Here is a 26,787-nt window from a genome sequence, read left to right as displayed (position 1 = left end):
ATGCATGACCCCGTTCATAGGGAAAAGTCGCCCGCGACGAGGGTGATTTTCCCAGTCAGGGCTATCACGAACTCCGCAGCAGCGTCGGTATCAGTGTTGCCTTCGACATAGGTGCGGTCGCCGACGATCTCATAGCGTAGCTCCCCGGACTTGCCGCTGAAATCGGCATCGCCGATGAACTTGAAGGCGTCATTTTTGACGGATGCGGCCTTTGCATCGATGCTGCCGAGGCCGATGATGTCGCCGGCAGCATGCGAGAAATCGGTGATCAGATCGGCACTCGCTTGACTGGCGCTTTCCGCGACGAAGAAATAGAGGAACTGATCAGCATCCGCGCCGCCGGTCAGGCGATCGGTACCGTTGCCACCGCCGAGGAAGTCATTGCCGGCGCCGCCCGAGAGCGTGTCATTACCTTCGTCTCCGAACAGAATTTCCTCGGAGTCACCGCCGAGCAGGCGATCGTTGCCGTCAAAACCCTGGATGTTGCTGTTGGCTTCGCCATCGGTGCCGTTATAGATGTCGTTGCCACTACCGAGCGCCACGAGACCGTCGAGCAACCCGTGATTGACCACGCGGATCGGACCCGAGCCCGTGATCGAAATGGAATAGGATCCACCCGAAATCACGCCCGAATTGCGGATGACGACGGTTTCGTTCGTATCCATGTAGATACCGGCATTGTCGCCTTCGATGTGACCGGAATTGAGGATGTAGCTTTTCTGGCTTGCGCCTTCCGCCGGAGCAGACCACCAGGCGATACCGTTCGATCCGCCGTAGATCGATCCGTCATTGTCGATCACCGAGCCATAGCCAAGCATGGCAATCCCGGCATTTGATTGGCTTGCCACGTAACCTGTCTCTCCGACATGAACAGAGTTGTCGTGATTGGCGACGGTGCTCGAACCAAGATTGATCGCCATGCCATAGGCGGTCACCAGCCCGTACACGTCCACGTCGTGACTGTCGCCAAGTCCCTGGATGGCGACATCATACTGATCGACGGCATTTGTGTTGGTGACTTCGATACCGGCGCCGATATAGGCGTCATCGGTCGTCGACAGATTAACTGCAAGACCGGCACCACTGATGTCTGTTTTGATGAACTGTCGAGCCACGGGCATCTCCTCTGCGCCACCCTGTTCCGGATCGCACGAAACGGGCATTGCCGTTTATTCGGATAATCGACTATGGCGCCGCTCGTGTGACGCTTGCTTTTAAATTGAGTCGGAAACAGTTCGACAAGTGCGCAGATGTTAAATTACTAAAATCTACTCAACAGTATCGCGAAATTTCGTGAGCATGTACCGGAATGCGACGGTTTCGCTCAAAGCCCACCCGGACCGCTCGATATACTCTCCGCTCAGACAGGCTGATCCCGCGCATCGGTCGATCGGAATGCTCAATCCAGCCCGCGGATCAAAGCCGGATCACATAGTCTTTGCGCGTAGTTTCAATGACTTCCCATGTTCCCTTGAAGCCCGGGCGAAGGATATGCCGATCCCCTGCCCTTAGGTGAACCTCCTCGCCGCCATCCTCTGTGACGATCGAATAGCCTCCAAGGATGTTGAAATATTCCCATTCGTCATACTGAATGCGCCATTTGCCGGGGGTGGATTGCCACACCCCGGCATAGATACCGCCCTCGGCTTCTTCGAGGTTCCAGGTCGTGAAGACCGGTTCGCCTTCAATCAGCCGGTCCGGGGCTGGCGCCCCGGTTTCCGGTTCGACGGCAGAAAGATCGAAGCCGAGGGAGAGTTTGCTCATACCAGTTCCAGTGCCTGCTCGAGGTCGGCCACGATATCGGAGAGATCCTCGATACCGACGGAAAGGCGCACCACATCCGGGCCGGCACCGGCAGCGATCTGCTGTTCCGGGGTCAGCTGGCGATGCGTCGTCGAGGCCGGATGGATGACGAGCGAGCGCGTGTCGCCGATGTTGGCCAGATGCGAGAAGAGTTTCAGGCTCTCGACCAGCGTCTTGCCGGCCTCGTAGCCACCCTTCAGGCCGAAGGTGAACACGGCACCGGCACCCTTCGGTGCGTACTTCTGCTGCAGGGCGTGGTTCGGATCGTCCTCGAGACCCGGATAGCTGACCCAGGCCACCTTCGGATGCGCCTTCAGCCAACGGGCAACGCCGAGCGCATTCTCGCAATGGCGCTGCATGCGCAGCGGCAGCGTCTCAATGCCGGTGATGAGCAGGAAGGCGTTCATCGGTGCAATCGTCGGACCGAAATCGCGCAGGCCGAGCACGCGGGCGGCGATTGCAAAGGCGATGTTGCCAAAGGTCTTGTGCAGGACGACGCCGGCATATTCCGGACGCGGCTCCGACAGCATCGGGTATTTGCCCGACTTGGACCAGTCGAAGGTGCCACCGTCGACAATGATGCCGGCCATCGAATTGCCGTGGCCGCCCATGAATTTCGTCAGCGAATGAACGACGATATCGGCACCGTGATCGAGCGGACGGATGAGATAGGGCGTCGCCATCGTGTTGTCGACGATCAGCGGCAGGCCATGCTTGTGGGCAACTTCGGCGATTGCGGCGATGTCGACAAAGGTGCCGCCCGGATTGGCAAGGCTTTCGATGAACACGGCCTTGGTGCGCTCATCGATCAGCGCTTCCATCGAGGCCGGATCGCTCATGTCGGCCCAGCGGACGTTCCAGTCGAAGCTCTTGAAGGCATTGCCGAACTGGTTGATCGAGCCACCATAGAGGCGCTTGGCGGCAATAAAATTGTCGCCCGCATTCATGATCGTATGGAACACCAAAAGCTGGGCGGCATGGCCCGAGGATGTCGCAAGCGCTGCCGTACCGCCTTCAAGGGCAGCAACCCGCTCTTCCAGAACCGCCTGGGTTGGGTTCATGATGCGGGTATAGATATTGCCGAACTGCTGCAGGCCGAAAAGAGCCGCGGCATGATCGGTATTATCGAACACATAGGCTGTGGTCTGATAGATCGGCGTGATGCGCGCCTTCGTCGTCGGATCCGGCTGGGCGCCGGCGTGAATGGCCAGGGTCGCGAAACCCGGATTGTCCTTGCTCATGAAAGCCTCCCTCGAAATGGGGAGCTGGCTCATGCCGCCCCCTCGTTGCGTTCTAAAATTTCCTGTTTCGGCAGGCAAATCAATCCCGACCGCGACAACACTTTATGCCGGCAGCCGGACCTTGTTCGGGCAACATCATCCAAATCTCTGATCCTGAGAGGAAAATAGTGCCGTTTCGACCCGAATGCCCGGAAAACTCTTCCAAAAAAAATGCGCCACGTTTCGGTAGCGCATCTTCATATCTGCCATATCGTTCGGGCTTACTCGTCGCGATAGACTTTTTCGCGCCGCTCGTGCCGCTCCTGCGCCTCGATCGACAGGGTAGCGATCGGACGGGCATCGAGCCGCTTCAGGCTGATCGGCTCGCCGGTTTCCTCGCAATAGCCGTAGGTTCCGTCATCGATCCGCTGCAGCGCCGCATCGATCTTGGAGATCAGCTTGCGCTGACGGTCACGGGCACGAAGTTCGATCGCCCTGTCTGTTTCTGAGGAGGCCCGGTCAGCGAGATCCGGATGGTTGGCGCTTTCTTCGGCCAGGTGACCGAGCGTTTCGCGCGCCTCCCGAAGGATGTCATTCTTCCATGCGATCAACTTGGATCTGAAATAGGCGCGCTGCCTCGGGTTCATGAACTCTTCGTTTTCGGAGGGAACATAGTTCGTAAGATCGATATTCTCACTCAACGCGATTCTCCTGAAGACCATCCCGCATGGCGGGCTCTATAGACCTGCAAATCCGTGAATTCAAGCGTAATCGGCACTTTTCGATTAAATTAAATCTGTCACAAAAATGCGCTAAGTGGTTATTTTTTTATCATCATTGTTAATTCGGCTGCCGAAGGCGGTTCGGAATACACTCGGCAAGGCATCGCGTAAGCAAAACGACGAATTGACCTTTTCAGCGCTCCCGGATAGGCGATTTGGGGTGGAGGATCTGGTGGGCAGGATGGGGACTTGCTCCGCTTCTCCTTTCGTCGTTTGATTGCAATGCCTGACCTTTGATGAAGCGTACGCCCCTGGACCCATGCCATGACAGCAGACCCCGCCGCCAACGGCCCTTTCTTTCGCCTATCTCTGCTGCGCCATGGACATGCCGCCTGGCCGAAGCCCGGCACGACCGATTTCGATCGCCCGCTCGATCCCGAAGGTGAAGCCGAAGTGATGGATGTGGCCGAGCAGGCGCTGCTTTCGGGGTTGCGCCCGGACCGGATCATCGTTTCGCCCGCGCGGCGTTGCCGGCAGACCGCCGACCAGTTTGCCCGCGCCTTCGGCGGGCTGCCGATCGAGGAAGATCCGGAACTCTACGCCAATGGCGAGGATGCCTATCTCAAGCACATCATCGGGGCAGCAGCCGGTCGGCTGCTGATCGTCGGACACAATCCGATGATCGAAATCATTGCCCAGCAGCTCACAGACACCGGACCGATCACCGACATGCTGTGCGCGGGATATCCGACCGCCGGGCTCCTGACCATCGATTTTGCGATTTCCGAGCAAAGAGCGCCCGCGCTGCGGGGGCATGCGGTTAGTTTCCTGTTGCCGTCTTTTTCCTGAGCGGCATCGACCCTATATTGGCGTGAGAACCGTCACGCCTGGATTGATCGATTGTCCTCTCCCATTTCTTTTGCCGATGAGGCGAAACTTGCGCTTGAAACACTTGCCGAACGCGCCACCGGGCTGGTGAACCCGTCCATCCGTCTTGGCGTCACCGGCCTCTCGCGGGCGGGCAAGACGGTTTTCATCTCGTCGCTGATCCACAATCTTCTCAATGGCGGCCGCCTGCCGCTGCTTGAGGCCTATCGATCCGGACGGGTGAAATCAGCTCGCCTCGAGGAACAGCCCGACGACGCCGTGCCCCGGTTTCAATACGAGGATCATATCCGGGCGCTCGTCGAGGACCGCCAATGGCCGGATTCGACGCGCGCGATCTCGGAAATGCGGCTGACGATCGACTATGAGAGTGCCAGCACCTGGAACCGCCTGATTGGCGTCGGACGGCTGTCGATCGATATCGTCGATTATCCGGGCGAATGGCTGATGGATCTGCCGCTGCTCGATCAGGATTACCGGCAGTTCGGCGCGCATGCTGTGGAGCAGGCCAGCAAGGGCGCGCGTGCTGCGCTTTCGAAAGAATGGCTGAGGCTCGCGGATGCCATCAAGCCGGGCGCACCGGCGGATGAAGCAACGGCACGGTCGCTGGCCCAGTCCTTCACCAACTACCTGCGCGAATGCAAGGAAGACAAGCATTCCTTCTCCTCGCTGGCACCGGGACGTTTCCTGATGCCGGGCGATCTCGAAGGTTCGCCCGCCCTCACCTTCGCGCCGCTCCTCCATTTTCCCGAGGGCCGGTTCGAAAAAGGTTCGTTCCACGCGACGATGGAGCGCCGCTACGAAGCCTACAAGACCCATGTCGTGAAGCCGTTTTTCCGCGATCATTTCGCACGTCTCGACCGGCAGATCGTGCTCTGCGACACGTTGCAGGCGCTCAATCGCGGACCGGAGGCGCTGGCCGACCTCGAAAACGCGCTGTCTGACGTTCTGTCGTCGTTTCGGCCGGGCACGAACTCCTTCCTGTCCTCCTTCTTCACCCGCAAGATCGACCGGGTGCTGGTGGCCGCCACCAAGGCCGACCATCTCCATCACGAAAGCCATGACAGGCTGGAGGCGATTACCCGGCGCCTTGTCGAACGGGCGGTGGAGCGGATCGGCCGCTCCGGCGCCGGCATCGATGTCGTAGCCATGGCCTCCGTGCGGGCGACACGGGAAGCGAGCGTGCGCCGGGATGGCGATGTCCTGCCGGTGATCGTTGGCACACCGATCGCCGGCGAAACGATTGATGGCGAGACATTCGATGGGCTGCGCAAGACGGCAATCTTCCCCGGCGACCTGCCAAAACGCACGGACGGGCTGTTCGCAAAGACGGATGGTGATGACCGGACAGCGTTTCCGGACATCAACTTCGTCCGGTTCCGTCCGCCTGAGCTTGAGGAAACCGGTGGCGGCATCAAACTCTCGCTGCCGCATATCCGCCTCGACCGCGCACTGCAATTCCTGATCGGAGATCGCCTGGCATGACCGAGGACAACGACAAGATCCGCAAACCACGTGCTTTTTCTGTGGAACCACCGGACCGTCCCGCGGCAGCGCCTGAAAAGGCACGCAAGCCAACCGCGATTTCCGACGTCGTCGTGATGACGCCTGATGAAGAGGATCCGTTTATCAGCGAGGGCGTTTCCGACGTCTCGGACGAGACGATCGCACGACCGAAGAAGGGAATACCGCTCTTCGGCATCTTCCTGTCGGCACTCGGTCTGATTTTCGGCATCGCCTTCAGCCTCTGGCTCGACAATCTGATTGCATCGCTGTTCGCCCGAGCCGACTGGCTCGGCTATACGGCAATCGCGATCACGGCGATCGGTGCCCTGGCGCTCGTGGCCATGGTGGCCCGCGAACTGATCGGGCTACGCCGCCTCGCTTCGGTCCAGGCGCTGAAAAGCGAAGCCGAGCTGGCCGCCCAGGACCATCGACCAGCGCATGCGCGCGCTGTCGTTGCAAAACTCTCCCGCCTCTCCGAGAGCATTCCGGGAACCAGCAAGGGGCGCGAGGCGCTTGCTGCTACCGAACATGAGATCATCGATGCCGACGGGCTTTTGAGGCTCGCGGAACTCGAACTTCTCCAACCCGCCGACCGCAAGGCACGGCTGCTCATTCTGTCATCGTCCAAGCGGGTGTCGATCGTAACGGCGGTGTCGCCCCGCGCGCTCGTCGATCTCGGTTTTGTCATCTTCGAATCAGCTCGCCTGATCCGGGCAATCGCCGAGACCTACGGAACCCGCCCGGGGCGGCTGGGCATGCTCGGCCTGTTCCGCGATGTGATCGCCCATCTTGCCGTCACCGGTTCGATTGCGGTTGGCGATGGACTGGCGCAGCAGATCCTCGGGCATGGAATCGCCTCGAAACTATCGGCGCGCTTTGGCGAAGGTGTCATCAACGGACTGATGACGGCCAGAATCGGCATATCGGCGATGGATCTGCTGAGACCCCTGCCCTTTCGCGCGGTTCGCCGGCCCGGCGTCAACGATTTCCTGTCGGATCTGACGAAAGGCACGAATACGTGACGGATCGGCGGGGCCGTGGTATAGTTGCAACACAATCGATCAAGCCTCCAATGTGGAGTTGCCGGAAATCCGCATTCATGGCATGAGGAAACCAACCGTTAACCAATATCGGCGAAGACTGCAGTCTATTGACCTTGCTAGATGCCGGCCGAAAGGAAGCTCCATGTTTTCGCGTCACACCCTGATCGCTGCGGGATTGTCGGCACTTGCCGCAACCACGATCGTTGCTGCCCCGGCTGAAGCCGGCAGCCGCGACAAGGCCTTTTTCAAGGGCGTCGCCGGCGAATGGTCCGGTCCGGGCGAAATCGTTGCCGGCAAGTACAAGGGCACCCGTTTCACCTGCAATCTTTCCGGCATTCCGGCCGAGAAGAATGCCGGCATCACGCTTGACGGATTCTGCCGCGTTGGCGTGTTCAAGCAGCCGATGAAGGCGGTCATCACCGCGACAGGCGGCACTTACAAGGGCACCTTCCTCGACGGCGCAGCCGGCAAGGGTCTCGATATCGTTTCGGGCAACGTCACCAGCCAGAAGATGGTTGTCGGCATCAATCGCCAGAAGCTGAACGGCGCCATGATCGCCCGCCTGCAAGGTAAGAATTCGATGACTGTCACCATTTCCGTGAAGGTCGAGGATCAGATGGTGCCTGTCATCGGCATGTCGCTGAACCGTCAGACCGAGGAAATTGCTGTCGGCTCGATCAAGTAATCGACCGAAACCGTTCCATGTTCAAAGCCGGGCCCAGCCCGGCTTTTTGCATTCTGATGGGCGGGCGAATCTGTCAGACTGCCGGAAATGAGAAATGGACTGGCATGAAGAATATCATCTGGCTGGCAAGCTATCCCAAATCCGGCAACACCTGGCTTCGCGCCTTTACCGGCGCCCTGTTCGGACTTGAGCCGATCAGCGAACAGGGGCGGTTTGCCGCCTTCTCCACCCAGTGCAATGCCAGGGATGCCTTCCAGACTGCTTTTGCCGGCAAGACCGCACCGAAGACCGATGGCACACTCGCATGGCGTCAGCCCTTCCAGAGACAATTGTCGGAAAATGTCGGAAACCGGCGCATCTTCTGCAAGACGCACTGCCGCTACAGTAGCCAGTCCGGGGAGGATCTGTTCGCGGCCGACGTGGCTCTCCACGCCATCCTGATCGTGCGCAATCCGATCGATGTCTGCGCGTCCCTGACCAATCATTTTGGCGTCGGGGTACCGGTTGCCCTCAACATGATCAACAATCCCGATGCCGCGATGGCGCGCAACAGCACGCGCAATTTTGAAGCGCCGCTCGGCGACTGGAGCAGCTTTACCCGCAGCTGGCTCGAACAATCCGACATTCCGCTCTCCGTGATGCGCTACGAGGACATGTTCTTCGAGCCGGAAAAGCGGTTCGGCGCCTTTGCCGCAAAGGTCATGGGAATTCGCGATCCGGAGAAAATCGCGGCGGCGGTCAAGGCATCGGCCTTCGACAACCTGCAGGAGCGCGAAACCCGTTTCGGCTTCGACGAGAAGCCCGGTGGCGCCGAGCGTTTCTTCTGGAAGGGCCGCCCCTATCACGGGCTCGACATGCTCGACAGTGCCGCGCAGAAGGCGGTCTGGCTGAAGCACGGTCAGATGGCGGAAAGAATCGGTTACCGGTTTGAAAACGGCCAGATTTCGCTTGCCGAGCCCGACGCATCGCTGCCAGTGCTCTGACCTATTCCAACCAACCGCCCTGCGATCAGCGCCACCAATCGGAACGGGAGTCCGCGACCTCGATCCCGGCGCGGTCGGCATCCTCGAGCCAGCTCTCCACCGATCTGCCGCCGAAGACGAAACCGGGCGCGACATCCATGAGCGGCATCAACACGAAGGCCCGATCCTGCATGCGCGGATGCGGGACATGAAGCCGGTCGACATTGATCTCGAGCGAGCCATAGGCAAGAATGTCGATATCGAGCGTCCGCGGTCCCCAGCGTTCGAGGCGTTCGCGCTTCATCTGCCGTTCGATCGACAGACAGAGATCGAGAAGATCCTGCGGCGCCAGCGTCGTTCGGATGGCCGCGGCCGAGTTGAAGAACCAGGCCTGGTCGGTCTTGCCCCAGGGCGGCGTTCGGTAGAGCCGGGAAACGGCCTCGACGGAGCAGTCCGCGCGCGCATCCAGCGCCCGCAAGGCTTCCGCCATCGAGGCGACGGGATCGCCGACATTGCCGCCGAGACCGAGATAGGCCGTGACGGCCGGTTCTTGTTCAGACACGATATTCTACACTTACCTGAGCATGGTCGAGCATGCCCGCAATCGGCGCGCTGGGTTTGCGCAAGGTAATCCTGGCGCGGACGATCTGCGGGTACTGCGCGCAGAGAGATTTGGCGACATCAAGCGCGAGCGCCTCGATGAGAAAAAAGCGGCGCCCGGTTACGATCTTCTCGATCAGCTTGAAAGCGGCGCCGTAATCGACGGTCGAATCGATCGCATCCTCTTCCAGCGGCTTGGTCGGACGTACTTCCATTTCGGCATCGACGAAGAAGCGCTGGCCGAGCCGTTCTTCCTCATCCATCACCCCATGGCGGGCAAAGAATGCACAATTGGCAAGCGTGATCACATAGGTCTCGTTCACGGGTTCCCCTCCTCGCCAATAGTGCGATCGGCCTTTACGATAGCATCTGCGACCATAAGTGCGTCCCTGTTGATTGCGACATGGTGGACCCGGAAAACCGCCGCCCCCGCACGACGCAGAAGAGCGGTTGTCGCGGCGGTCGCCACGTCACGCCCGGCTGCATCGCGCCCGGTCAGCGCTCCCAGAAACCGTTTCCGCGAAGTGCCGACCAGCAACGGATAGCCCAGTTCATGCAATTCCGCGAACCGTGCCAGAAGTTCGGTGTTTTCCTCGACCGTCTCCTTGTTGAAGCCGAAACCGGGATCGAACACGATCTGCCCCGCCTGGTTGCCCGCCGTCTGCGCAATCGCAAGCGATTTCTCGAAAAAGATCCGCTGGTCCTCGATCACATCGGCAGCCTTCAAACGACCACGACCGGTATGCATGATACAGAGACCGGCCCGGTGCCTGGCCGCCACATCGGCAATTGCAGGCTCTCGCTGCAGGCCATGCACATCATTGATGATATGGGCGCCCGTCGCAACAGCGAGATCAGCAGTTTCGGCGCGATAGGTATCGATCGAAAGGACCGTCGGCAGGCGTGCTGCAAGTGCCTCGATCACAGGCAGGACGCGGTCCTGCTCTTCCGCAGCGGTAACTTCGGCCGCACCGGGACGCGTCGATTCCCCGCCGATATCGAGAATGTCCGCGCCCGCATCAATCGCGGCCTGGCAGGCGGCCAGCACGTCGTCGAGACCGGCAAAGCGCCCGCCATCCGAAAAGGAATCAGGCGTGACATTGATGATCGCCATCAGCCGCCCGGCTGGACCGAGTTCAAGGCTGCGGCCGTGCGCAAGCTGCCACAGGCGCGATGCAAAGGGTGAATTCATTGTTACTCCGGTCTTGTTTTTTGTGCTGATTGCATATTGTCTGGGACCAAACAATGTCTCAAACCTTGTTTGGCACAGGAGGAGGTCGAAAATGCAGCACGCAAAACGAACCAAGACAGCGGTTGCTCTCTGCCTGTTACTGGCGCTCGTTCCGTATTCGACGCAGGGCGAGACGATCATTAGCAAAACCACCACCTATTTCAGCATCGGCGGCAGCACCGCCGCCGATCTCGATCGCGAAATGAAGAAGCGCGGTCCGATGTCGAGCGTCACAGGCCGTCGGCATCCAGGAGCAACGAAGATCAAGTTCGATGGGGCCGCGACCTTTGTGAGCGGCAAGGGAAATTGTCGGATCGGCGGCGCCAAGGTGTCGCTCAATACGAAACTGCTTCTGCCGCGCTGGACCAACCGCAAGAAGGCCAATGCCAAGATGGCGCTCGTATGGGATACGCTGTCATCCGATATCAAGCGCCATGAAGAGCGGCATGCGGAAATCGCCCGCTCCTATGCGCGCGATCTCGAAAAGGCCATTCTGGCATTGCGACCGGCAAAGTCCTGCGATGTTCTGAAGGCGAAAGTAAGCAAACTGTCGAACGAGCTGCTCGCCTCTCATGACAAGGCCCAGCAGCAATTTGACCGGATCGAAGCTGCAAATTTCGAAAGCCGGATGGCAAGGCTTCTTAAATACCGCCAACAATCGCGCAAAGTCACGAACTGAGATTTGCCACCCGTCCAGATCTGCCGAATCGGGGTTCATTGCGCCACGAGTCGTTACCTTGTGGCCACCGGACCGGGTTGATGCAACTTTTGACGGTCAGATCTCGCCAAAAGAACCTGTATCTTGCGTGGAGCTTAACAAGACACTTGTGAATTACGGGTGAAATCTACGAATTGCGCTTGTCGTCAGTCTGAACTAGCGTTCAACTATCAGTTAGAGGCAGTTGTTACTGTCATTCGGAGTTGGTTATGTGGCGTTTTCGGTTTCCCAAGGCGCATGGAGTTGGCGCCAGGTGTCTCCTCCCTCGCCTGGCATCAGATGCGTCAAACTAGCCTCGCTCACAAAAACTGAGCGAGGCAATTTTTTGCCCGCGATTTTTCAACGACAGAGCACGTTCAGGCCTGCTTCTCGGGAACATGGACCGTCAGTCCATCGAGGTCCTGCGTCATCTTGATCTGACAGGAAAGACGCGAGGTGGGACGGACATCGTAGGCAAAGTCGAGCATGTCCTCTTCCATCGGGTCAGGCTGACCAGCCTTTTCCGCAAAGGCTTCGTCGACATAGACGTGACAGGTGGCACAGGCGCACGCACCGCCGCATTCGGCGACAATTCCCGGAATGGAGTTGCGGACGGCATTTTCCATGACTGTGGAACCGACGGCCACCTCAAGTTCGTGACGGTTGCCGTCGGATTCGATAATGACTAGTTTAGGCATATGTTGAAAGACCCGCTCATCTGTGGAGGTAGCGCGTTTTCCAACAAAAAGCCGAAAGCGTCAACACAGCCTTTTGTCGCGCGATCAGCGCGACAGCTTGAGAATATAGTTTTCGGCTTCGACGACAGCCTGGCCGAGACGCGCCATCGAGGCCGCATCGTCATTGGCCGCTTCGAGCTGTTCGGCCGCATCCGACACCTTGAAGGCACCGACGGCCTGGGCCGCGCCGCGGAGCTTGTGGGCGATCGCCACCACCTGCTCGCGCTGGCCCGAAGAGAGTTCCTGCATGCAGATCCTTGCCTGGCGGGCAAAGGTGTGCAGAACTTCCAGCTCGAGCCGCTGATCGCCGGAGGTCTGGCGTGCAAGATGAACAAGATCGATGGGGCTGTGGTTGAAGGCGTTGCCGCGATAATTGTCCGGGGCTTCGAATGCGATACTCAACGCTGCCATGGTACTTCCCTGTCTGTTTGTTTGTGGGACAAGCCCGTTTTTTGACCGGACCAGTTTCCCAGATCGCACCGGATGAATTCTTAATTACGGCAATTTGGCGGTTGAATTTCTATTCGAATGGTTAATGCGCTCTAAACCGATATTTTCGTTCAGGAATTTTTCCCGGAGGATCGAAGTGACCCTTAACAAACTGTTAACCACTATCGATCCAACCACCCCAAGTGATTGTATCAAAAAGACTTCTGTGCCACTACGTAACGTGGCATCGTGGCGTTCTGTCCGACCGGAGGCAATTTTCTTGTCCTTGGGCGGTTTCAGAAATGCCACACCGACGGATCTGAAAATATGTTAAGATCCCAAGGAATTGCCGGTTAGCAGGCTGGCGGGCCGGAATGATTTCGGCGTCGCAAGCCGCGTAAAAGAGTAAGGCGTAGGCGGATGACGAGCAGGAAGGAAGACGATGCAGCGGCAAACAATGCCTACAAGGCATTGGAAGATGCACTGGCCATTGACTTCCACGATGATCGACCGCGCGGCAAGAGCGACCCTCTGGAGGCCAATTTGTCTGATGTTGCCAATCAGGGCGCCCCGAATGCCGGCGCAAAGAACGATCCGAAATCCCGGAGCCGCTCCGAGGATATCGCGCGTGAACTTGCGCCTGAACCGGGCCCGAAATCGCCAGCCCATCGACCGGCAAACGACCAGCGCATGGCCGCCACGACGGCCTATCTGAGAGACGCCGATCCGGCATCGGGCATGTCGCCAGTGCGGATCGCCGCGATCATTTCGGTTCTCTGGGTGCTGCTTGGTCTTGGGACCGCACATCTGCTCTATTCGCCGGCAATCTGGCAGGTCGGTTCGCTTCAGGAACTGTTTGCCATTCCGGGGGCCGCGGGAATCCTGGTCGGAACCACCTTCCCCATTCTCATCTTCTTCGCCTTTGCGACCATGATCGCCCGGGCCCGCGAACTCAGGCACGCCGCCCGCTCGATGGCGGAAATGGCGCTCCGGTTGAGCGAACCCGACAAGATCGCCGCCGAACGGATCATGACTGTCGGTCAGGCCGTGCGTCGTGAAGTCAACGCGATGAACGAAGGCATCGAGCGGACGATCGCCCGTGCGACCGAGCTCGAATCCCTCGTCCATTCGGAAGTGAATGCGCTTGAGCGCAGCTATACCGACAATGAAATGCGCGTCCGCAGCCTGGTTCAGGAACTCGGTTCCGAGCGCGAAGCCATCGTCAATCACGCCGAACGTGTGCGCTCGTCCATTTCGGGTGCGCATGATCAGCTGAAGGACGAACTTGCCGGCGCCAGCGTTGCCATCTCCCGGCAGATTTCGACGTCAGGGGCGGCCATCGCCCAGATGCTCGACACCCAGGCCGCCATGGTCATGGAAAAGACCGGGCTTGCCGCAGGTTCGGTCGGCTCGCTCCTGGCGGCCAAGGCGGACAGCCTCGTTGCCGCGATCACGAATTCCACAGTCTCGATGGCGGGCGAATTCGATTCCCGCATCGAGTTGCTCGGCTCCACCCTGTCCGAACGTGGCCGTGCACTTCTGTCCGAATTCGAGACACGGGCATCCATGCTCGACGCCAATACCGAGAAGCTCAATGCCGCGCTGCAGGAACGCACCCGCCAGCTCAATGAAACGCTGATTGCCCGTACCCGGCAGATCAACGAGTCGCTCAGTGTCGGCGAACAGGCCATCACAGGCGGCCTCGACGACATTCTTCACAGCCTCAACTCGTCGCTCGATGAAAAGGGCGCCCAGTTCCGCCAGACGCTCAAGTCGACCGTCGACGATACGATCATCGATCTCGATCTGCGCTCCGGTCTGTTCGAGGAAAAGTTCCGCTCCTCGATCGATATGGTCTCAAGCGCGTTCGACGGTCGCATCAACGAGTTCGCCGATGCGTTCGACCGTCGTGCCGGCACGCTCGATAGCAAGCTTTCAGAAAGCCTCACCCGCATCAACAGTTCGGCGGGTGGTGCAGCGGCGGCGATCGAGGAGGTTCTGACCTCGACGATCGAGCGCCTCACGTCAACACTCACGGGCCAGTCGCTCAGCATCGAAACCGCGCTGGGCACCGGTCAGGAACTGATCGAATCCTCGCTCGACAGCCGTGTCAGTGCCATCACGTCGGCAATTTCGCAGGCGCAGACCAATCTCGACGCCAATTTTGGCGCCAAGGCCGATGCGCTCGTGGCCAAGATCGATGATCGCGCCAGCGCCATCACCTCGGCCATCAGCGGTGGACATGAGAAAATGTCCGCCCTGCTCGACGGCAAAGCCGTGGAGATCGAAAATGCCTTTGCCGCCAACAACGCGCGGCTTGAGACAGCGATCAGCCGTGGAACGGAGCTGATTACCGGCAATGTGGATGATGCGCGTTCGCGCCTCTCCCGCACGCTCGGCGAACAGGCCATCACGGTCGCGGCCACTTTCAGCGAACACCAGCAGGCGCTCGAAAACAGCCTGCAGGCACGTTCCGCAGAAGTCGCCTCGGTTCTTGCGGCTGGCACGGAGCGTATGGCCGAGCTCACGGACGCCGCCGCCCGCCAGCTGGACGAAAAACTGCTGGAACGGACCGGCGCTGTCGAACAGGTTCTCGAACAGGGATTGAACCGCCTGGACGCGGCCACCGTCAATGCAGCCGACCGGATTGGCGGCACACTGCAGGAACGGGCAGCCGCGATGGAAAACGCCATCGAACGTGGCGCGAACCAGATCGAAACGGTAACAGCCGCTGCAGCCGAGCGCATCGAAGGCAGCTTGCTGGAACGCAGCTCCGCGTTCGAACTTTCGCTCGACCTCAGCACGGCCCGTATGCAGGAAATTACCGATGGCGCGACCCAGCGCATCGAGGAAACCCTGCAGCAGCACGGAACCACCGTTGCAAATACGATCGTGAGTGGCGCAGACCGGATCGAGGAAACAACACGCAACGCGACCCAGCGGATCGAAGGCAGCCTGCTTGAGCGCTCTTCTGCGTTCGAGCTTTCTCTCGACCTCAGCACTGCCCGCATGCAGGACATTACCGATGGTGCCGCACAGCGGATCGAGGAAAGCCTGCAGCAGCATGGAAACACCGTCGCCAGCTCGCTTGAGAACGGCGCCGGCCGGATCGAGGAAGCGACACGGAACGCCACCCAGCGGATCGAAGGCAGCCTGCAAGAACGTTCTGCCGCGCTCGAATCCGCTCTCGAGCATGGCACCGCTCGCATGCAGGACATTACCGACGGCGCGGCACAGCGGCTGGAGGCAACCCTTCAGGACCGTGGCAATGCCGTCGCCTCCATGCTCGATCAGGGCGCGGGCCGCATCGAGGAAGCCACATCCGGCGCAGCCAGACGGATCGAGGAAGGGCTTGCAAATTCGGCGATGGAAATTGCGCTCTCGCTGGAAATGGGCAGCTCGAATATCGAGGAAAAGCTCAACGATACGCATGAGCGCATTCGCGCAACGCTTGAGGACCGCGCCAACGCGATCACGATCGCGCTGACCGAGGGCCGCCAACAGATCGACGAGACTTTCAACGAGCAGACCACCGCGATCGGGACGACGCTTGCGATGGGTTCCAGCATGCTCGAACTCTCGTTCGAAAACAATGAAGCCAAGCTACGCGAAACGCTGGACCGCAGCGTTTCGTCCATCGGCGAGACGGTCGGTGTCAATGTGGCGACGATTACCGATACGGTCGAGAATGCGACGAACAGTCTCGCATCGCGCGTGAGCGAGCATTCGTCCCGCCTCGCAGAAGCGATGAACCAGGGTGCGAATGCGCTCGATGAAAGTGCATCGCGCTTTGCCGAAGCCATCGACAGCCGGGAAAAGAACCTCCGCCAGGTGCTCGATGTTACGGCCGATGCGGTGGATGAACGCATGCAGGCGAGCGTTATGGCTCTGACCAGCCAATCGAAGAAACTGGAAACGAGCCTCGCCGAGCGGGAAGCGTCTCTCGCCGCCGCCATCGACCAGGCTACCCAGACGCTCGACGAGAGGCTTCTGGACACCGCAATCTCGATCAACCTCAAGCTTTCCGAGAATTACGATTCGCTGCGCGGCCGCCTCGATGAGGGCGTCGACACGCTGAGCCAGCAGGCGGAAAATCTGATCGCACAGATCGCCAGCCATCGCGAAGCGCTTCGCTCGACGATCGAGGCCGGCGGACATGAGCTCGATGAACGGCTGCAATCGGGTGCCGCCAACATGCTGTCCAACATCATGATGCTGGACATGAAGCTCGAAGAGCGCGAAGCCGCACTCAGGGCCGCCATTGCCGAAAGCGCCGACCGTATCGACCTGTCTGTGCAGGAAACCACGAGCGCGATTGCCGGTCAGTTCGGCGAAAAAGCCCACGAAATGGCGCGGATTGCCGAGAATTTCGGCTCACGCATGGAATCGACGCTCGATATGATGACGCAGCGTTTCGACGAGACCGGCGGCAAGATTGCATCGAGCCTTGCCAGCATCGAAGCCGGCCTCAGCAACGATGCCGGCCACTTCGCCCAGCGTATCGATGAAGCCGGCCAGCAGCTTTCCGAGCGCTTTGCCGTTCATGTCGAACTGTTCGACAGCCGTTCGGCGGAAGCTGCCGATCGTATCGCCGAAACGCTTGGCCAGCATGGCGCCACGATCGCGGAATCGCTTGAAAACAGCTCCGCGCGCATTGCCGACACGCTGGAAAGCGGCACCAACCGTCTGCAGGGGACGCTGGAATTCAACGCCAACCGGATTTCCGAGACGCTCGAAGGCAATGCCAATCGGCTCACGGAAACGCTGGAAACCAACCGCGACCGGATCGCCGAAACGCTGGACAGCAAGACGAACCGTATCATCGAAACGCTGGATGGCAGCACGAGCCAGCTTTCCAACGCCCTTGATGACCGCACGGCGCGGATCGCCGAAACGCTGGAAAGCCGTGCAGCCCGTCTGACCGATCATGTCGATGGCAGTGCCTCGACCATCCAGTCTGTGCTCGATACCCGTATCCAGACGATCGAACAGTCGCTCGAAACGCGGACGGCGCAGATTGCCGAGACCTTCGACAGCAAGACCGCGCGTGTCGAAGAACGGCTCTCCACCATGGACAAGGCCCTGTCAGTCGGTCTCGAAGCCGTGTCGCGCACGATCGACGGCAAGGCATCCGGTCTTGCTTCGACGCTGCGTTCGGCTGTCGTCGATGCCGCCCAGTCGATGGACGCGGATGCCGCACGGATCGTCGAATCGATCTCGGCCCGCAGCGTCGAGTTTACCGACGAGATCGCTGCCAAATCCTCCGGCATTACTGAATCGCTCAGCGAGCGTGCCGATGCGTTCGCGCGGTCGCTGTCCGATAGCGCCAGCAAGTTCGCCAGCGATATCGAAACGGCACGCAGCCGCGTCGAACAAGAATCGGCTACGGTTCGCGCCAGCCTCGATCAGGCTGAAAAGGCACTGGCGACCCGCAACGAAACGATCCGCGCCACGCTCGACGACAGAAGCCGCGAGCTGAACTCGATGCTCGCTGCGCGCTCGATGGAGCTCAGCAAGCTTATCGACGAAAAGGCGAGACCCGCAGCCGACTCGCTTGCCGAAATCGGTCGCGACGCTGCCGGTCGAATTGCTGCTGCCGTTCAGGAAGGAGCCGCAGCGCTCAAGACCGAAAATGCAGCGCTCGTCGATGCGATTGCCTCGCGGACGGCTGAAGCCGCACGCGCGGTGGCCGGCACAGAACAGACGCTGCGCGATACGGTTACCAGCCTGATCAGCGCCCTCGACGAAAGCAATGCCGGCCTGCAGAGACTGGTCAACGATGCCAGCACCAACCTGACAACGATCGACCGGACGCTCAACGCGACGGCGGAACGTTTCGAGGGAACCGCCTCGCGCGCCTCGGAATCGGTCAGCGCTTCGGCCCGCCTGCTCGAAGGCAAGGCTGACCGCCTGACGACCGTCTCCGGCGAGACGCTGGGCCAGATCGTCGGCATCGTCGGTCGCTTCGATGATCATTCCAAGGTGCTTGGACAGGCTTCGGAACTTTTGGCCGCCGCCCAGTCCAACCTCGTCTCGACGCTTGGCGAGCGCGAGGAAGCGCTTCAGACGCTGGCCGTGGGTCTCCTGCGCCGCTCCGAAGATATCGAGAACACCATGCGTTCGCTTGCCAACCTGGTCGATGCGGCCTTCGACCGCGCCGAACAGCGTTCGGGCCAGGTTTCGGCCAATCTCAAGGCGGGCGTACAGACATCCTTCTCCGAGATCGGCCAGATCCTCTCCGATACCGAACGGCGCGCCAGCGAGATGGCTTCGACCGTCAAGGCATCGGTCGGCTCGGCGGCGCAAGAAGCGTCGAACTCGATGGAATCCGCCCTCGCCCAGGCCCATCGACGGGCCGAGGAAATTGCCAACCGTCTGCGTGGCAGCATTGCCAGCTCCGCTTCCGAAGTCGAACGCGTGCTTGGCGAAAGCGGCCAGCGCTCGATGGCAACGGCGGAACAGATGCGCAATTCGATCAAGGACGCGGTCGAGGATGCCGTCGGTCGCTTCACCGGCGCCACCGAGGAAATCCGCCGCACCGCCGGCGAGATCCGCAAGGAACTCAACGATACGCGCAGCGAATTGAAGCGCGGTGCTTTCGACCTGCCGGAAGAGGCCAAGGAAAGCGCAGCGCAAATGCGTCGTGCGGTGGCCGAACAGGTTCGTGCGCTGCAGGAACTCTCCTCGATCATCGGCGCTTCCGCATCGCATCTCGACGCACCCCGGATCGAGCCCAAACGTGAACCGGCACCGCGTGCCGAGGTCGCCCAACCGGTCGTCGAACAGCGTCCGGTTCCGCAGCAGCCGGTTGCGGCAGCACAGCCGGCACAGCCGCAGCCCGTCCGCCGCGCGGAAGCGCCCGCCGCATCGCGTCCAGTGGAAAGCCAGCCGGTGACCCAGCGCACCGAGACTGTTCGTCCGGCTGCGCCGGTGCAGGACACGCGACAGCGCGCCCCTGAATTGCGCGGCAGCCTCGGTATCGAGCGCACCATGGTCGAACAGCAGCGCCAGCAGCCGTCCGAGCCCGTCGTCACCCGTCGCGAAGATGGACAGGGCTGGATTTCGGACCTGCTCCGCAACGCCTCGCGGGACGAACCGCTGGTGACGCCGGTCGCACCGACCGAAAACCAGCAGCAGGCGGCGCGGCCGGACAACCGCAACCCGCGCCACATGGTGGAATCGCTCAACTCCCTGTCGGTGGATATCGCACGTGCGATCGACCATGACGCGTTCGTCGATCTCTGGCGCCGCTACCAGCGCGGCGAGAAGGATGTCTTCACCCGGCGGCTTTATACGCTCAAGGGACAGCAGACCTTCGACGACATCAAGCGCAAGTACGAGCGCGAAGTCGAGTTCCGCTCGGCGGTCGATCGTTACATCAACGATTTCGAGAAGCTGCTGGCCGATGTGGCTCGCAACGACCGCGACCGCGCACTGACCCAGAGCTACCTGACCTCGGATACCGGCAAGGTCTATACGATGCTTGCCCATGCTGCTGGTCGCTTCAGCTAAGTAACGGACAACCGAATATGAAAAAGGCCGCTCCATCGGGGCGGCTTTTTGATTTTCAGCGACTTGTTCCGTGTTGAGGAAAGCAGCGGCTCAAGATCAGATCGATTGCAGCGTCCAGCCGACGATCTCACTGCTGACCTTCGAAAAGGCGCGGTCGAGTGCTGCGACATAGGCGCGGTTGCCGGTTCCGGAAACGGGCGCCTCGAAACTGAAGACCCGCTGTGCCTTCACCGAACCATTGCGGTCGTTGAGGATCTTGACCGAAATCGCCACCCGGGCCCGGTCCGATCCGTCCGAGAGAATTTCAAACGCACGGATATCGGAGACGATCTGGTAATCGATCGCCAACCCCTCGCCCGGCTTGCCGACGCCTCCGAGCTTGCCGGTATTCTCGAACGCCTCGACCAGCTTCGACTGAACCATGCGCGGCAGGCGATCGCTCCAGCGGGACTTGTCGAGATATTGCAATTCGGCGCCCGACAGACGGATCACGACCTGCTCGGAATCGAGCGCCTTCAGGGCGGTGGGTTCGGGCACGAGAATCTGGCGGTTCCGCGCAGCCGGCCCCTCGACCGCGCCGACACTCGTCAGGGCAAAAGTGTCATTGCTGGCGCCACCGCCGATACAGCCGCTCAAAAGCGCTGACGCGGACAGGAGAACAACAAGCGAAGCATACGAACGGACCATTGTCTTCACACCATCAACGCCTTGTACGTCCGTCATAACGCTTTACTTCCTCACCGCCGAAAATCAGTCTGCGCGGATCCTGATCCAGCCGGGTAACAGCCGAATCCAACGTCCGCATGGTGCGACGGGTATCCTGCACCAAAGCTTCGATATCCTTCAACCCGGAACCCGAGAAACGGGCGAGATTGTCGGCAATCGGCCCGATTTTCGCATTGAGATTGTCGGCCACCGCCTTGAACGATTTCATCGTCTCGCGCGCGTCGGCAAAAAGCGATGAGGAATCACCCGAGCCCAGGAAACTGTCGACCTTGGCGAGCACGCCATCGACACGGGTCGAGGCCTTGTTGAGCTTGTCCGACATATCGGTGAAGTTGGCGATCAGCCGGTCGATATCCGGGCGACGCTTGGAGATATCTTCCGAAACGCCCTTGAAGGCTGCGATGGCGCTGCGCGCATCGGCGGCGCTCGCCTGGATATCGTCCATCGACTGGCCAAGCTTTGCCGGATCGACGGCTGCGATCAGGCGATCGACATTGTCGAGTGTCTTGGACGCCTTCTCGCCGATATCGCGATAGGTATCCGCGGTCTTGCGGAAGGATTCGATGGTCTTGCTGACCTCGCCCGACGCGTCGGCAAGATCGCCGCTGATCTTGTCTGCATTGGCGAGAATGCTGTCGATCTTCTTGGCATCAACCGCCTTGACGAGCGAATCCACCGAAGCGAGCGTCGAATCGAGCCGGCCGGAGAGTTTGTTGAATGTATCGGAAAGGCCGCTGACGCTGCCGAGAAAGCGGTCGATCCCGTCGGAATTGTCCTTGAGCGCCTTGGAGAAGGTCTCGACATTGCGGATGGTCGCGCTCAGCGGTTCGCGGTTCTGCTCGGTGAATCCCTTGATCACGTCGAGCGTCGCATCCGTCTTCTTCATGATTTCGGAAGCCGTGGCGAGCAGGTTCGTGACACCCGATTGCTCGGCGAGAATGACGGCGACCTTGCCCTCGCGGTGCGCCGTGACCAGCACCGGCTCATCCTTCGGGTTGCCACCCGACATTTCGATATAGGAAGCCCCCGTCAGGCCCTGGATTTCCAGCACGGCGCGGGTGGTGGGATAGACCGGGGAATCGGAGCGGATTTCCGTGAGCGCCAGCGAAAATGCCGGATCCTCGCGATCGAAATCGAGCTGACGGACCGAACCGATCGGAATGCCGTTGAAACGCACGGGCGAGCCGACGCTCAGGCCGTTGGCAGAGCCCGGAATGCGCAGAATCAGCTGTTCCATCTTGCCTTCGCGGCCATAGACGGACATCCAGTAGACGAACACAAATGCGGCCAACACCACCATAAGGGTGAAGAAGCCGACAATTGCGTAATTTGCCTTTGTTTCCATTCGTCCTACCGCCTCACGCCAATTCCGAACCCTTGCCGAACTGCCTGGAGGCAGGCATCTGGCGCGCTCGTTTTCCCCGGAAATAGGATTGCACCCACTCATCCGGGCAGTTCATCATGTCCTGCAACGTGCCGTCTACCAATACACGCTTCTTCCCGAGAACCGCAATCCGATCACAGACCGAAAACAGACTATCGAGGTCATGTGTCACCATATAGACAGTCAGGCCAAGCGTATCACGAAGCCGCGCGATCAATTCATCGAATTCGGCAGCGCCGATCGGATCCAGTCCGGAAGTCGGCTCATCGAGAAAGACGAGCTGTGGATCGAGCGCGAGCGCACGCGCAAGCGCCGCTCGCTTGATCATGCCGCCCGAAAGTTCGGATGGATAACGGTCGGCCGCCTCGGGGGCCAGGCCGACCAGTTCGATCTTCAGCCGCGCCAATTCATCCATCAGCGCCGGCGACAGATCGAGATATTCGCGCATCGGATATTGGATGTTTTCCTTTACGGTCAGTGCCGAGAAAAGCGCCCCATGCTGGAACATGACACCGAGCTTCATATCCAGCATGTAGCGATCGTTGTCCGGCAGCGCCCCGTAATCGGAGCCCAGCAGTTCGATCTTGCCCGCGCGGCGCGGTATCAGCCGGAGGATCGTCCGCATCAGAACCGATTTCCCTGTGCCCGATGCCCCAACGAAACCGAGGATCTCGCCACGATAGACGTCGAGATCGAGATTATCGAGAACCAGATTGTCCCCGAAACCAACGCTGACGCCGCGCACCGAAAGCAGACTTTCCCGAGCCGGATTTGCTGACGAAACCTGATCCTGCACAGCCGCTCCTCAAAAATCGATTGCAGCGTAGAACATCGCGAACAAGCCATCGACAAGGATGACGACGAAGATCGACCGCACCACCGATGCCGTGACATGGCGGCCGAGCGATTCCGCGCTGCCGCCGACTTTCATCCCTTCTACGGATGCAACGATGCCGATGATCAGTGCCATGAACGGTGCCTTGAGCATTCCGGAAATGACAGTCGACAGGTCGATGGCCGTTTGCAGGCGTCCGAGGAACACTTCATAGGTGATGCCGGAATAGACATTGGCAACCACCGCCGCTCCACCAAGGGCGGCAAAGTTGGCGATGATCGTCAGAAGCGGCAGAACGAAAACCAGGGCGAGCAGACGCGGGAAGATCAGGACGCCGACCGGATTGAGCCCCATCACATTCAGGGCATCGATTTCCTCATGCATCTTCATCGAGCCGATTTCGGCCGTGATGGCGCTGCCGGAACGGCCCGCGACCATGATCGCCGTCAAGAGCACGCCGATTTCCCGCAATTGCAGGATGCCGACAAGATCGACCACGAACACTTCGGCCCCGAAATAGCGCAGCTGGAACGCCCCCTGCTGGGCAATGATGGCGCCGATCAGAAACGACATGAGCGCGATGATCGGGACCGCATTGACACCCATCTGCTCGATCTGGGTAAAGACTGCGGCAGGCGATATGGCACTGCCGCGCCCCAGCTTGAGCTGTGCCCCTCTTACCGCCGATCCAAGGATCGAGAGCGACCGCAACACATCGCGCCAGAGCTCATAGGTCAGTTCGCCGATCGGCGCGAAAACCTGCTGGAAGAGCGGCTGACGCTGTTTGCTGAACGACGGTTCCGGAATCCGCTCTGGCAAGGCGAGGATGAGTTCACGGACGCCCGGTCTGGATTCACCCAGATCCACCTGGGCGCCGGTGCTCTTTAGGGCAACCTCAAGGCGACGGATCAGCCAGGCGCCGCCGGTATCGATTTCGCTGACATTCGAGAGATCGATCGCAATCGGCCCGGCAGAGAGCGAAGCGGGCAAGGCGCGCAGTTGTGCGTCAACGACGGCGATCGTGGTATTGATCCAACGGCCGTGAAGAACGATCCGGTGTCCGCCCCCATGGGTCTCGACGTCCAGTCGTACTGTTTGCTCCGTCTCGGGCATCCGGGCTTCCTCAACCGACGATGACGGCGATCATCGCAGCTTTGTGCTACAAACAAACGATTCGATCAGTGTCGTTCTTGTCCATCGTTTCGGACCCCGGTTCAAGTAAACTTGTCCGAGAGCAACCCCACTCTGGAGTATTCGGCGTGCCGCGTCACCTTGAAACCACAACCCAATCCTACAAGATCGCCGGCAGTTTCACGATTTCGCGCGGAGCCAAAACGCAGGCCGACGTGGTGGTCTGCACGATCCGTGACGGCATGTTCGCCGGTCGCGGCGAATGCGTGCCATACAAACGTTACGGCGAAACACTGGAAAGCGTTCGGGCGGAGATAGAGAAAATCGCTGCCGCAGTTGCAAGCGGTGTCGATCGCCATCGGTTAATGGAGATCATGCCGGCCGGCGCGGCACGCAATGCAGTGGATTGTGCGCTCTGGGACCTTGAAGCAAAGGCAAGCGGCGTCGCGGTCGCTCAGACCTTGCGGATTGTAGAACCGCATTCGCTCGTTACCGCCTACACAATTTCTCTCGGTGAACCGGAGATCATGGCCGAGCAGACCCGCAAGAATGCGGACCGCGCGCTTCTCAAGGTCAAGGTCGGCACACCGGATGATGCGTCCCGCATTCGCGCTGTCCGATCAGCGGCACCCGATGCCCGGATCATTCTCGATGCCAATGAAGGTTGGGATGAGACCAATCTCGACTATCATCTGAAAGTGGCTGCGGAATGCGCAGTCGCTCTCATCGAGCAGCCCCTGCCCGCCGGCCGCGACGCCATCCTGGCCAATATCGACCATCCGATGCTGATCTGCGCCGATGAAAGCGTTCACAAGACATCTGATCTCAACGCATTGAGGGATCGCTATGATGCGGTGAACATCAAGCTCGACAAGACCGGCGGCCTGACCGAAGCGCTCGCCATGAAGGCGCTTGCGCAGGAGCTTGATTACAGGATCATGGTCGGCTGCATGGTGGGATCGTCGCTCGCCATGGCGCCAGCGATCCTGCTCGCGCAGGATGTCGATTTCGTCGATCTCGATGGACCGCTTCTGCTCGCAGAAGATTGCGAGCCGCCGCTTCGTTACGAGGGTTCGATGGTCTTCCCGCCGGATCGCGCGCTCTGGGGCTGAAGGAAGAGTGCGATCAGGATCGAGACAATGCCGACGGCGGCGACGATGACCATGAAATGGAAGCCTTCGACGCCGTAACTCTGGAATATGTAGCCGGAAGCGAATGACAATACCGCATTGAAGAGCGCGATGAAGGTCGTGTAGATGCCTTGCGCCGAGGATTCCTGCCGCTCGGCCACCCGTTGCATCAGAAACTTCTGCACGCCGATATGGATGATGCCGAAGGTAAAGGCATGTGTCGCCTGCAGTGCAAAATGGACTGCAATTCCGGTTGATAGGGGAAACAGCACCCAGCGCAGAACCGTGATCAGCGAACCGGTCAGGATCAGGGTCCAGACGCTGAAGCGACCCATCAGGCGGCTCGCGAAAACGAACATCACGATTTCAGCCAAAACACCGGTGGTCCAGAGCGCACCAATTTCGCCACCCCCGAAGCCAAGTCCGGTCCAGTAGATCGAGGCGAAGCCGAACAGCATAGCGTGCGACCCTTGCGTCAGCGCCGCCCCAATGACGACGAGCAGGAAATCCGGACGCCAGAACGGATTGCCGACGGGGCTTTTTGCCGATGCCTCTGGAGACGGCTGCACGGGTCGGCCAAGTTTCGGGGCGGCAAAACTCATGATCACGGTCAGGATGAAGAAGGTCGCCATGGCCGGTGGAACCATGGCGCCTCCGAACCATTGCAAAAGCCAACCACCCGCGAATGTCGCGCCGATGAAGGCAACGGATCCCCAAAGCCGAAGGAAGCCATAGTCGAAGCCCCAGCGCCGGACACCAGTGATCATGATCGCTTCGGCGATCGGCGCGAAGGGGGCGTAGAATATCCCCTGCAGCGAATAGACGAACAGAACCGCCCAGAAGGAATGGGTAAAATGCAGGATAACCGCCGTCACCAGCGAGATCGCGGCAGACCAGATGAGCACGATTGATCGGTCGTTCGCACGATCGGCGATTGCCGCCCCGAGTGGTGTACCGACAATTCGCACCAGATGCGGCATGGCGAGAATGATGCCGATCTCGGCGCCGGTCAGCCCCAGATATTCGAGGAACACCGGGAAATAAGGCAGACCGATTCCATTGACCATCATGGGGGCGCAGAACAGCAATGCCGCCCGTAGCGCGAAATGAGAGGGCACGCCGGAACGCGCGGAGACATTGCGATGATCGTGCATAAGCCTGTCCAGAAACCGGGCCATACCGGCAGACGCCGTTAAGAGGATGGTTGCGGACGGGAATCCGCGCTCGGTCACGATCAGCTAACATGATGTCGCGACACTGCCAAGTGCGAGATCTTGACCGCCCTCCTCGACCAGCAGGCGTCCAGGGATTCCGTGTACCGGAATTTGGCGATCCGACACGCAGCTTAAGCAATATCATGACTTTCTAATTTTATAGATTTTTGACGACTTTCGATAGATTTCGCGCCCATCGACCTCATTTTTGGAGAAAAATCGTCGAAGAGCGCACATTTCTTATGAAATCAGAGCTCAAAATGCAGATTTTCGACATTTTTTGATGAAGGCATGGCAGAGTGAATTTGCCGCTGCCGAGTCCAGATAAATGGCCC

Annotated in this window: 22 protein-coding genes; 8 read left to right on the top strand and 14 right to left on the bottom strand. The window is 59.9% G+C overall.

The window, feature by feature from the left end:
- Positions 1–14 precede the first annotated feature (14 nt).
- The 4 genes from Q4481_RS08290 to dksA all read right to left on the bottom strand — a co-directional run bounded on the left by Q4481_RS08290 (position 15) and on the right by dksA (position 3,724).
- Entirely contained in the window at positions 15–1,115 is a 1,101-nt protein-coding gene (locus Q4481_RS08290) for a calcium-binding protein (RefSeq protein WP_304375868.1), read from the bottom strand.
- Positions 1,116–1,416: 301 nt separating this feature from the next.
- Positions 1,417–1,764, bottom strand: coding sequence for a cupin domain-containing protein (locus Q4481_RS08285; protein WP_304375867.1), 348 nt, complete (start codon positions 1,762–1,764; stop codon positions 1,417–1,419).
- Positions 1,761–3,044 (bottom strand): O-acetylhomoserine aminocarboxypropyltransferase, encoded by a 1,284-nt coding sequence (locus Q4481_RS08280; RefSeq protein WP_304375866.1) that lies wholly within the window; start codon positions 3,042–3,044, stop codon positions 1,761–1,763. The genes Q4481_RS08285 and Q4481_RS08280 overlap by 4 nt, the downstream gene beginning before the upstream one ends.
- Positions 3,045–3,304: 260 nt before the next feature.
- A complete protein-coding gene (dksA, locus tag Q4481_RS08275) occupies positions 3,305–3,724 on the bottom strand; it encodes an RNA polymerase-binding protein DksA (protein ID WP_304375865.1) in 420 nt (139 codons plus the stop codon).
- Between the two features lie 345 nt (positions 3,725–4,069).
- Between dksA and Q4481_RS08270 the strand changes: the two genes are divergently transcribed.
- The 5 genes from Q4481_RS08270 (at position 4,070) to Q4481_RS08250 (ending at position 8,847) form a co-directional block, all read left to right on the top strand.
- Positions 4,070–4,594: a SixA phosphatase family protein gene (locus Q4481_RS08270; RefSeq protein ID WP_304375864.1), complete on the top strand. Its 525-nt coding sequence runs from the start codon at positions 4,070–4,072 to the stop codon at positions 4,592–4,594.
- Positions 4,595–4,645: 51 nt separating this feature from the next.
- Positions 4,646–6,115 carry a YcjX family GTP-binding protein gene (locus tag Q4481_RS08265; RefSeq protein ID WP_304375863.1) on the top strand — a complete coding sequence of 490 codons (1,470 nt, stop codon included), beginning with the start codon at positions 4,646–4,648 and terminating at the stop codon, positions 6,113–6,115.
- A complete protein-coding gene (locus Q4481_RS08260) occupies positions 6,112–7,158 on the top strand; it encodes a YcjF family protein (protein WP_304375862.1) in 1,047 nt (348 codons plus the stop codon). The genes Q4481_RS08265 and Q4481_RS08260 overlap by 4 nt, the downstream gene beginning before the upstream one ends.
- A gap of 163 nt (positions 7,159–7,321) precedes the next feature.
- Positions 7,322–7,864, top strand: a complete 543-nt coding sequence (locus tag Q4481_RS08255; protein ID WP_304375861.1) for a hypothetical protein — start codon at positions 7,322–7,324, stop codon at positions 7,862–7,864.
- A gap of 104 nt (positions 7,865–7,968) precedes the next feature.
- Complete coding sequence (locus Q4481_RS08250) at positions 7,969–8,847, top strand: sulfotransferase domain-containing protein (protein WP_304375860.1); 879 nt, start codon at positions 7,969–7,971, stop codon at positions 8,845–8,847.
- 25 nt (positions 8,848–8,872) lie between these two features.
- Here the strand turns inward: Q4481_RS08250 and folK are convergent, their stop codons facing one another.
- Genes folK through folP form a run of 3 tightly spaced genes read right to left on the bottom strand, consistent with a single transcriptional unit; the run spans position 8,873 to position 10,618 of the window.
- Positions 8,873–9,388, bottom strand: coding sequence for a 2-amino-4-hydroxy-6-hydroxymethyldihydropteridine diphosphokinase (gene folK / locus Q4481_RS08245; RefSeq protein WP_377353527.1), 516 nt, complete (start codon positions 9,386–9,388; stop codon positions 8,873–8,875).
- Positions 9,381–9,749 carry a dihydroneopterin aldolase gene (gene folB, locus Q4481_RS08240; RefSeq protein ID WP_304375859.1) on the bottom strand — a complete coding sequence of 123 codons (369 nt, stop codon included), beginning with the start codon at positions 9,747–9,749 and terminating at the stop codon, positions 9,381–9,383. Before folB ends, folK begins: the two co-directional genes overlap by 8 nt.
- A complete protein-coding gene (gene folP, locus Q4481_RS08235) occupies positions 9,746–10,618 on the bottom strand; it encodes a dihydropteroate synthase (protein WP_304375858.1) in 873 nt (290 codons plus the stop codon). Before folP ends, folB begins: the two co-directional genes overlap by 4 nt.
- A 91-nt stretch (positions 10,619–10,709) precedes the next feature.
- On the opposite strand from folP, the gene Q4481_RS08230 reads away from it, so the two are divergent.
- Positions 10,710–11,336, top strand: a complete 627-nt coding sequence (locus tag Q4481_RS08230; protein WP_304375856.1) for a DUF922 domain-containing Zn-dependent protease — start codon at positions 10,710–10,712, stop codon at positions 11,334–11,336.
- Positions 11,337–11,731: 395 nt separating this feature from the next.
- Here the strand turns inward: Q4481_RS08230 and Q4481_RS08225 are convergent, their stop codons facing one another.
- Positions 11,732–12,052: a 2Fe-2S iron-sulfur cluster-binding protein gene (locus Q4481_RS08225; protein WP_304375855.1), complete on the bottom strand. Its 321-nt coding sequence runs from the start codon at positions 12,050–12,052 to the stop codon at positions 11,732–11,734.
- A gap of 84 nt (positions 12,053–12,136) precedes the next feature.
- A complete protein-coding gene (locus Q4481_RS08220) occupies positions 12,137–12,502 on the bottom strand; it encodes an Hpt domain-containing protein (RefSeq protein WP_304375854.1) in 366 nt (121 codons plus the stop codon).
- A 438-nt stretch (positions 12,503–12,940) separates the two neighbouring features.
- On the opposite strand from Q4481_RS08220, the gene Q4481_RS08215 reads away from it, so the two are divergent.
- Positions 12,941–20,032 (top strand): apolipoprotein A-IV repeat region-like domain-containing protein, encoded by a 7,092-nt coding sequence (locus tag Q4481_RS08215; RefSeq protein WP_304375853.1) that lies wholly within the window; start codon positions 12,941–12,943, stop codon positions 20,030–20,032.
- A 96-nt stretch (positions 20,033–20,128) separates the two neighbouring features.
- Here Q4481_RS08215 and Q4481_RS08210 read toward each other — a convergent pair whose 3' ends face one another.
- The 4 genes from Q4481_RS08210 to Q4481_RS08195 are packed head-to-tail and all read right to left on the bottom strand — an operon-like array spanning position 20,129 to position 24,090.
- Positions 20,129–20,719: an ABC-type transport auxiliary lipoprotein family protein gene (locus tag Q4481_RS08210; protein WP_304376079.1), complete on the bottom strand. Its 591-nt coding sequence runs from the start codon at positions 20,717–20,719 to the stop codon at positions 20,129–20,131.
- 13 nt (positions 20,720–20,732) lie between these two features.
- On the bottom strand, positions 20,733–22,103 hold the full coding sequence (locus Q4481_RS08205; protein WP_304375852.1) for an MlaD family protein: 1,371 nt from the start codon (positions 22,101–22,103) through the stop codon (positions 20,733–20,735).
- A gap of 13 nt (positions 22,104–22,116) precedes the next feature.
- A complete protein-coding gene (locus Q4481_RS08200) occupies positions 22,117–22,938 on the bottom strand; it encodes an ABC transporter ATP-binding protein (RefSeq protein WP_304375851.1) in 822 nt (273 codons plus the stop codon).
- Positions 22,939–22,947: 9 nt separating this feature from the next.
- Positions 22,948–24,090 carry an ABC transporter permease gene (locus tag Q4481_RS08195; protein WP_304375850.1) on the bottom strand — a complete coding sequence of 381 codons (1,143 nt, stop codon included), beginning with the start codon at positions 24,088–24,090 and terminating at the stop codon, positions 22,948–22,950.
- Between the two features lie 146 nt (positions 24,091–24,236).
- Between Q4481_RS08195 and dgcA the strand changes: the two genes are divergently transcribed.
- A complete protein-coding gene (dgcA, locus tag Q4481_RS08190) occupies positions 24,237–25,220 on the top strand; it encodes an N-acetyl-D-Glu racemase DgcA (RefSeq protein ID WP_304375849.1) in 984 nt (327 codons plus the stop codon).
- Here dgcA and Q4481_RS08185 read toward each other — a convergent pair.
- Complete coding sequence (locus Q4481_RS08185; protein ID WP_304375848.1) at positions 25,172–26,392, bottom strand: MFS transporter; 1,221 nt, start codon at positions 26,390–26,392, stop codon at positions 25,172–25,174. The genes dgcA and Q4481_RS08185 overlap by 49 nt on opposite strands.
- Positions 26,393–26,787: the final 395 nt, after the last annotated feature.

This window comes from Fluviirhizobium alvei, from assembly GCF_030551875.1.
Lineage (GTDB): Bacteria > Pseudomonadota > Alphaproteobacteria > Rhizobiales > Rhizobiaceae > Rhizobium_E > Rhizobium_E alvei.
Note: the sequence above shows the minus strand (reverse complement) of the source record. Positions and strands in the feature narration are given on the sequence as shown.

Excerpts from the sequence above, each read along its gene's own strand:
- Q4481_RS08215 (WP_304375853.1), top strand. The coding sequence starts at position 12,941 with ATGACGAGCAGGAAGGAAGACGATGCAGCGGCAAACAATGCCTACAAG.
- Q4481_RS08210 (WP_304376079.1), bottom strand. The coding sequence starts at position 20,719 with ATGGTCCGTTCGTATGCTTCGCTTGTTGTTCTCCTGTCCGCGTCAGCG.
- Q4481_RS08195 (WP_304375850.1), bottom strand. The coding sequence starts at position 24,090 with ATGCCCGAGACGGAGCAAACAGTACGACTGGACGTCGAGACCCATGGG.
- Q4481_RS08225 (WP_304375855.1), bottom strand. The coding sequence starts at position 12,052 with ATGCCTAAACTAGTCATTATCGAATCCGACGGCAACCGTCACGAACTT.
- Q4481_RS08280 (WP_304375866.1), bottom strand. The coding sequence starts at position 3,044 with ATGAGCAAGGACAATCCGGGTTTCGCGACCCTGGCCATTCACGCCGGC.
- Q4481_RS08205 (WP_304375852.1), bottom strand. The coding sequence starts at position 22,103 with ATGGAAACAAAGGCAAATTACGCAATTGTCGGCTTCTTCACCCTTATG.
- Q4481_RS08230 (WP_304375856.1), top strand. The coding sequence starts at position 10,710 with ATGCAGCACGCAAAACGAACCAAGACAGCGGTTGCTCTCTGCCTGTTA.
- Q4481_RS08260 (WP_304375862.1), top strand. The coding sequence starts at position 6,112 with ATGACCGAGGACAACGACAAGATCCGCAAACCACGTGCTTTTTCTGTG.
- Q4481_RS08185 (WP_304375848.1), bottom strand. The coding sequence starts at position 26,392 with ATGCACGATCATCGCAATGTCTCCGCGCGTTCCGGCGTGCCCTCTCAT.
- Q4481_RS08250 (WP_304375860.1), top strand. The coding sequence starts at position 7,969 with ATGAAGAATATCATCTGGCTGGCAAGCTATCCCAAATCCGGCAACACC.
- Q4481_RS08220 (WP_304375854.1), bottom strand. The coding sequence starts at position 12,502 with ATGGCAGCGTTGAGTATCGCATTCGAAGCCCCGGACAATTATCGCGGC.
- folP (WP_304375858.1), bottom strand. The coding sequence starts at position 10,618 with ATGAATTCACCCTTTGCATCGCGCCTGTGGCAGCTTGCGCACGGCCGC.
- Q4481_RS08270 (WP_304375864.1), top strand. The coding sequence starts at position 4,070 with ATGACAGCAGACCCCGCCGCCAACGGCCCTTTCTTTCGCCTATCTCTG.
- Q4481_RS08285 (WP_304375867.1), bottom strand. The coding sequence starts at position 1,764 with ATGAGCAAACTCTCCCTCGGCTTCGATCTTTCTGCCGTCGAACCGGAA.
- Q4481_RS08255 (WP_304375861.1), top strand. The coding sequence starts at position 7,322 with ATGTTTTCGCGTCACACCCTGATCGCTGCGGGATTGTCGGCACTTGCC.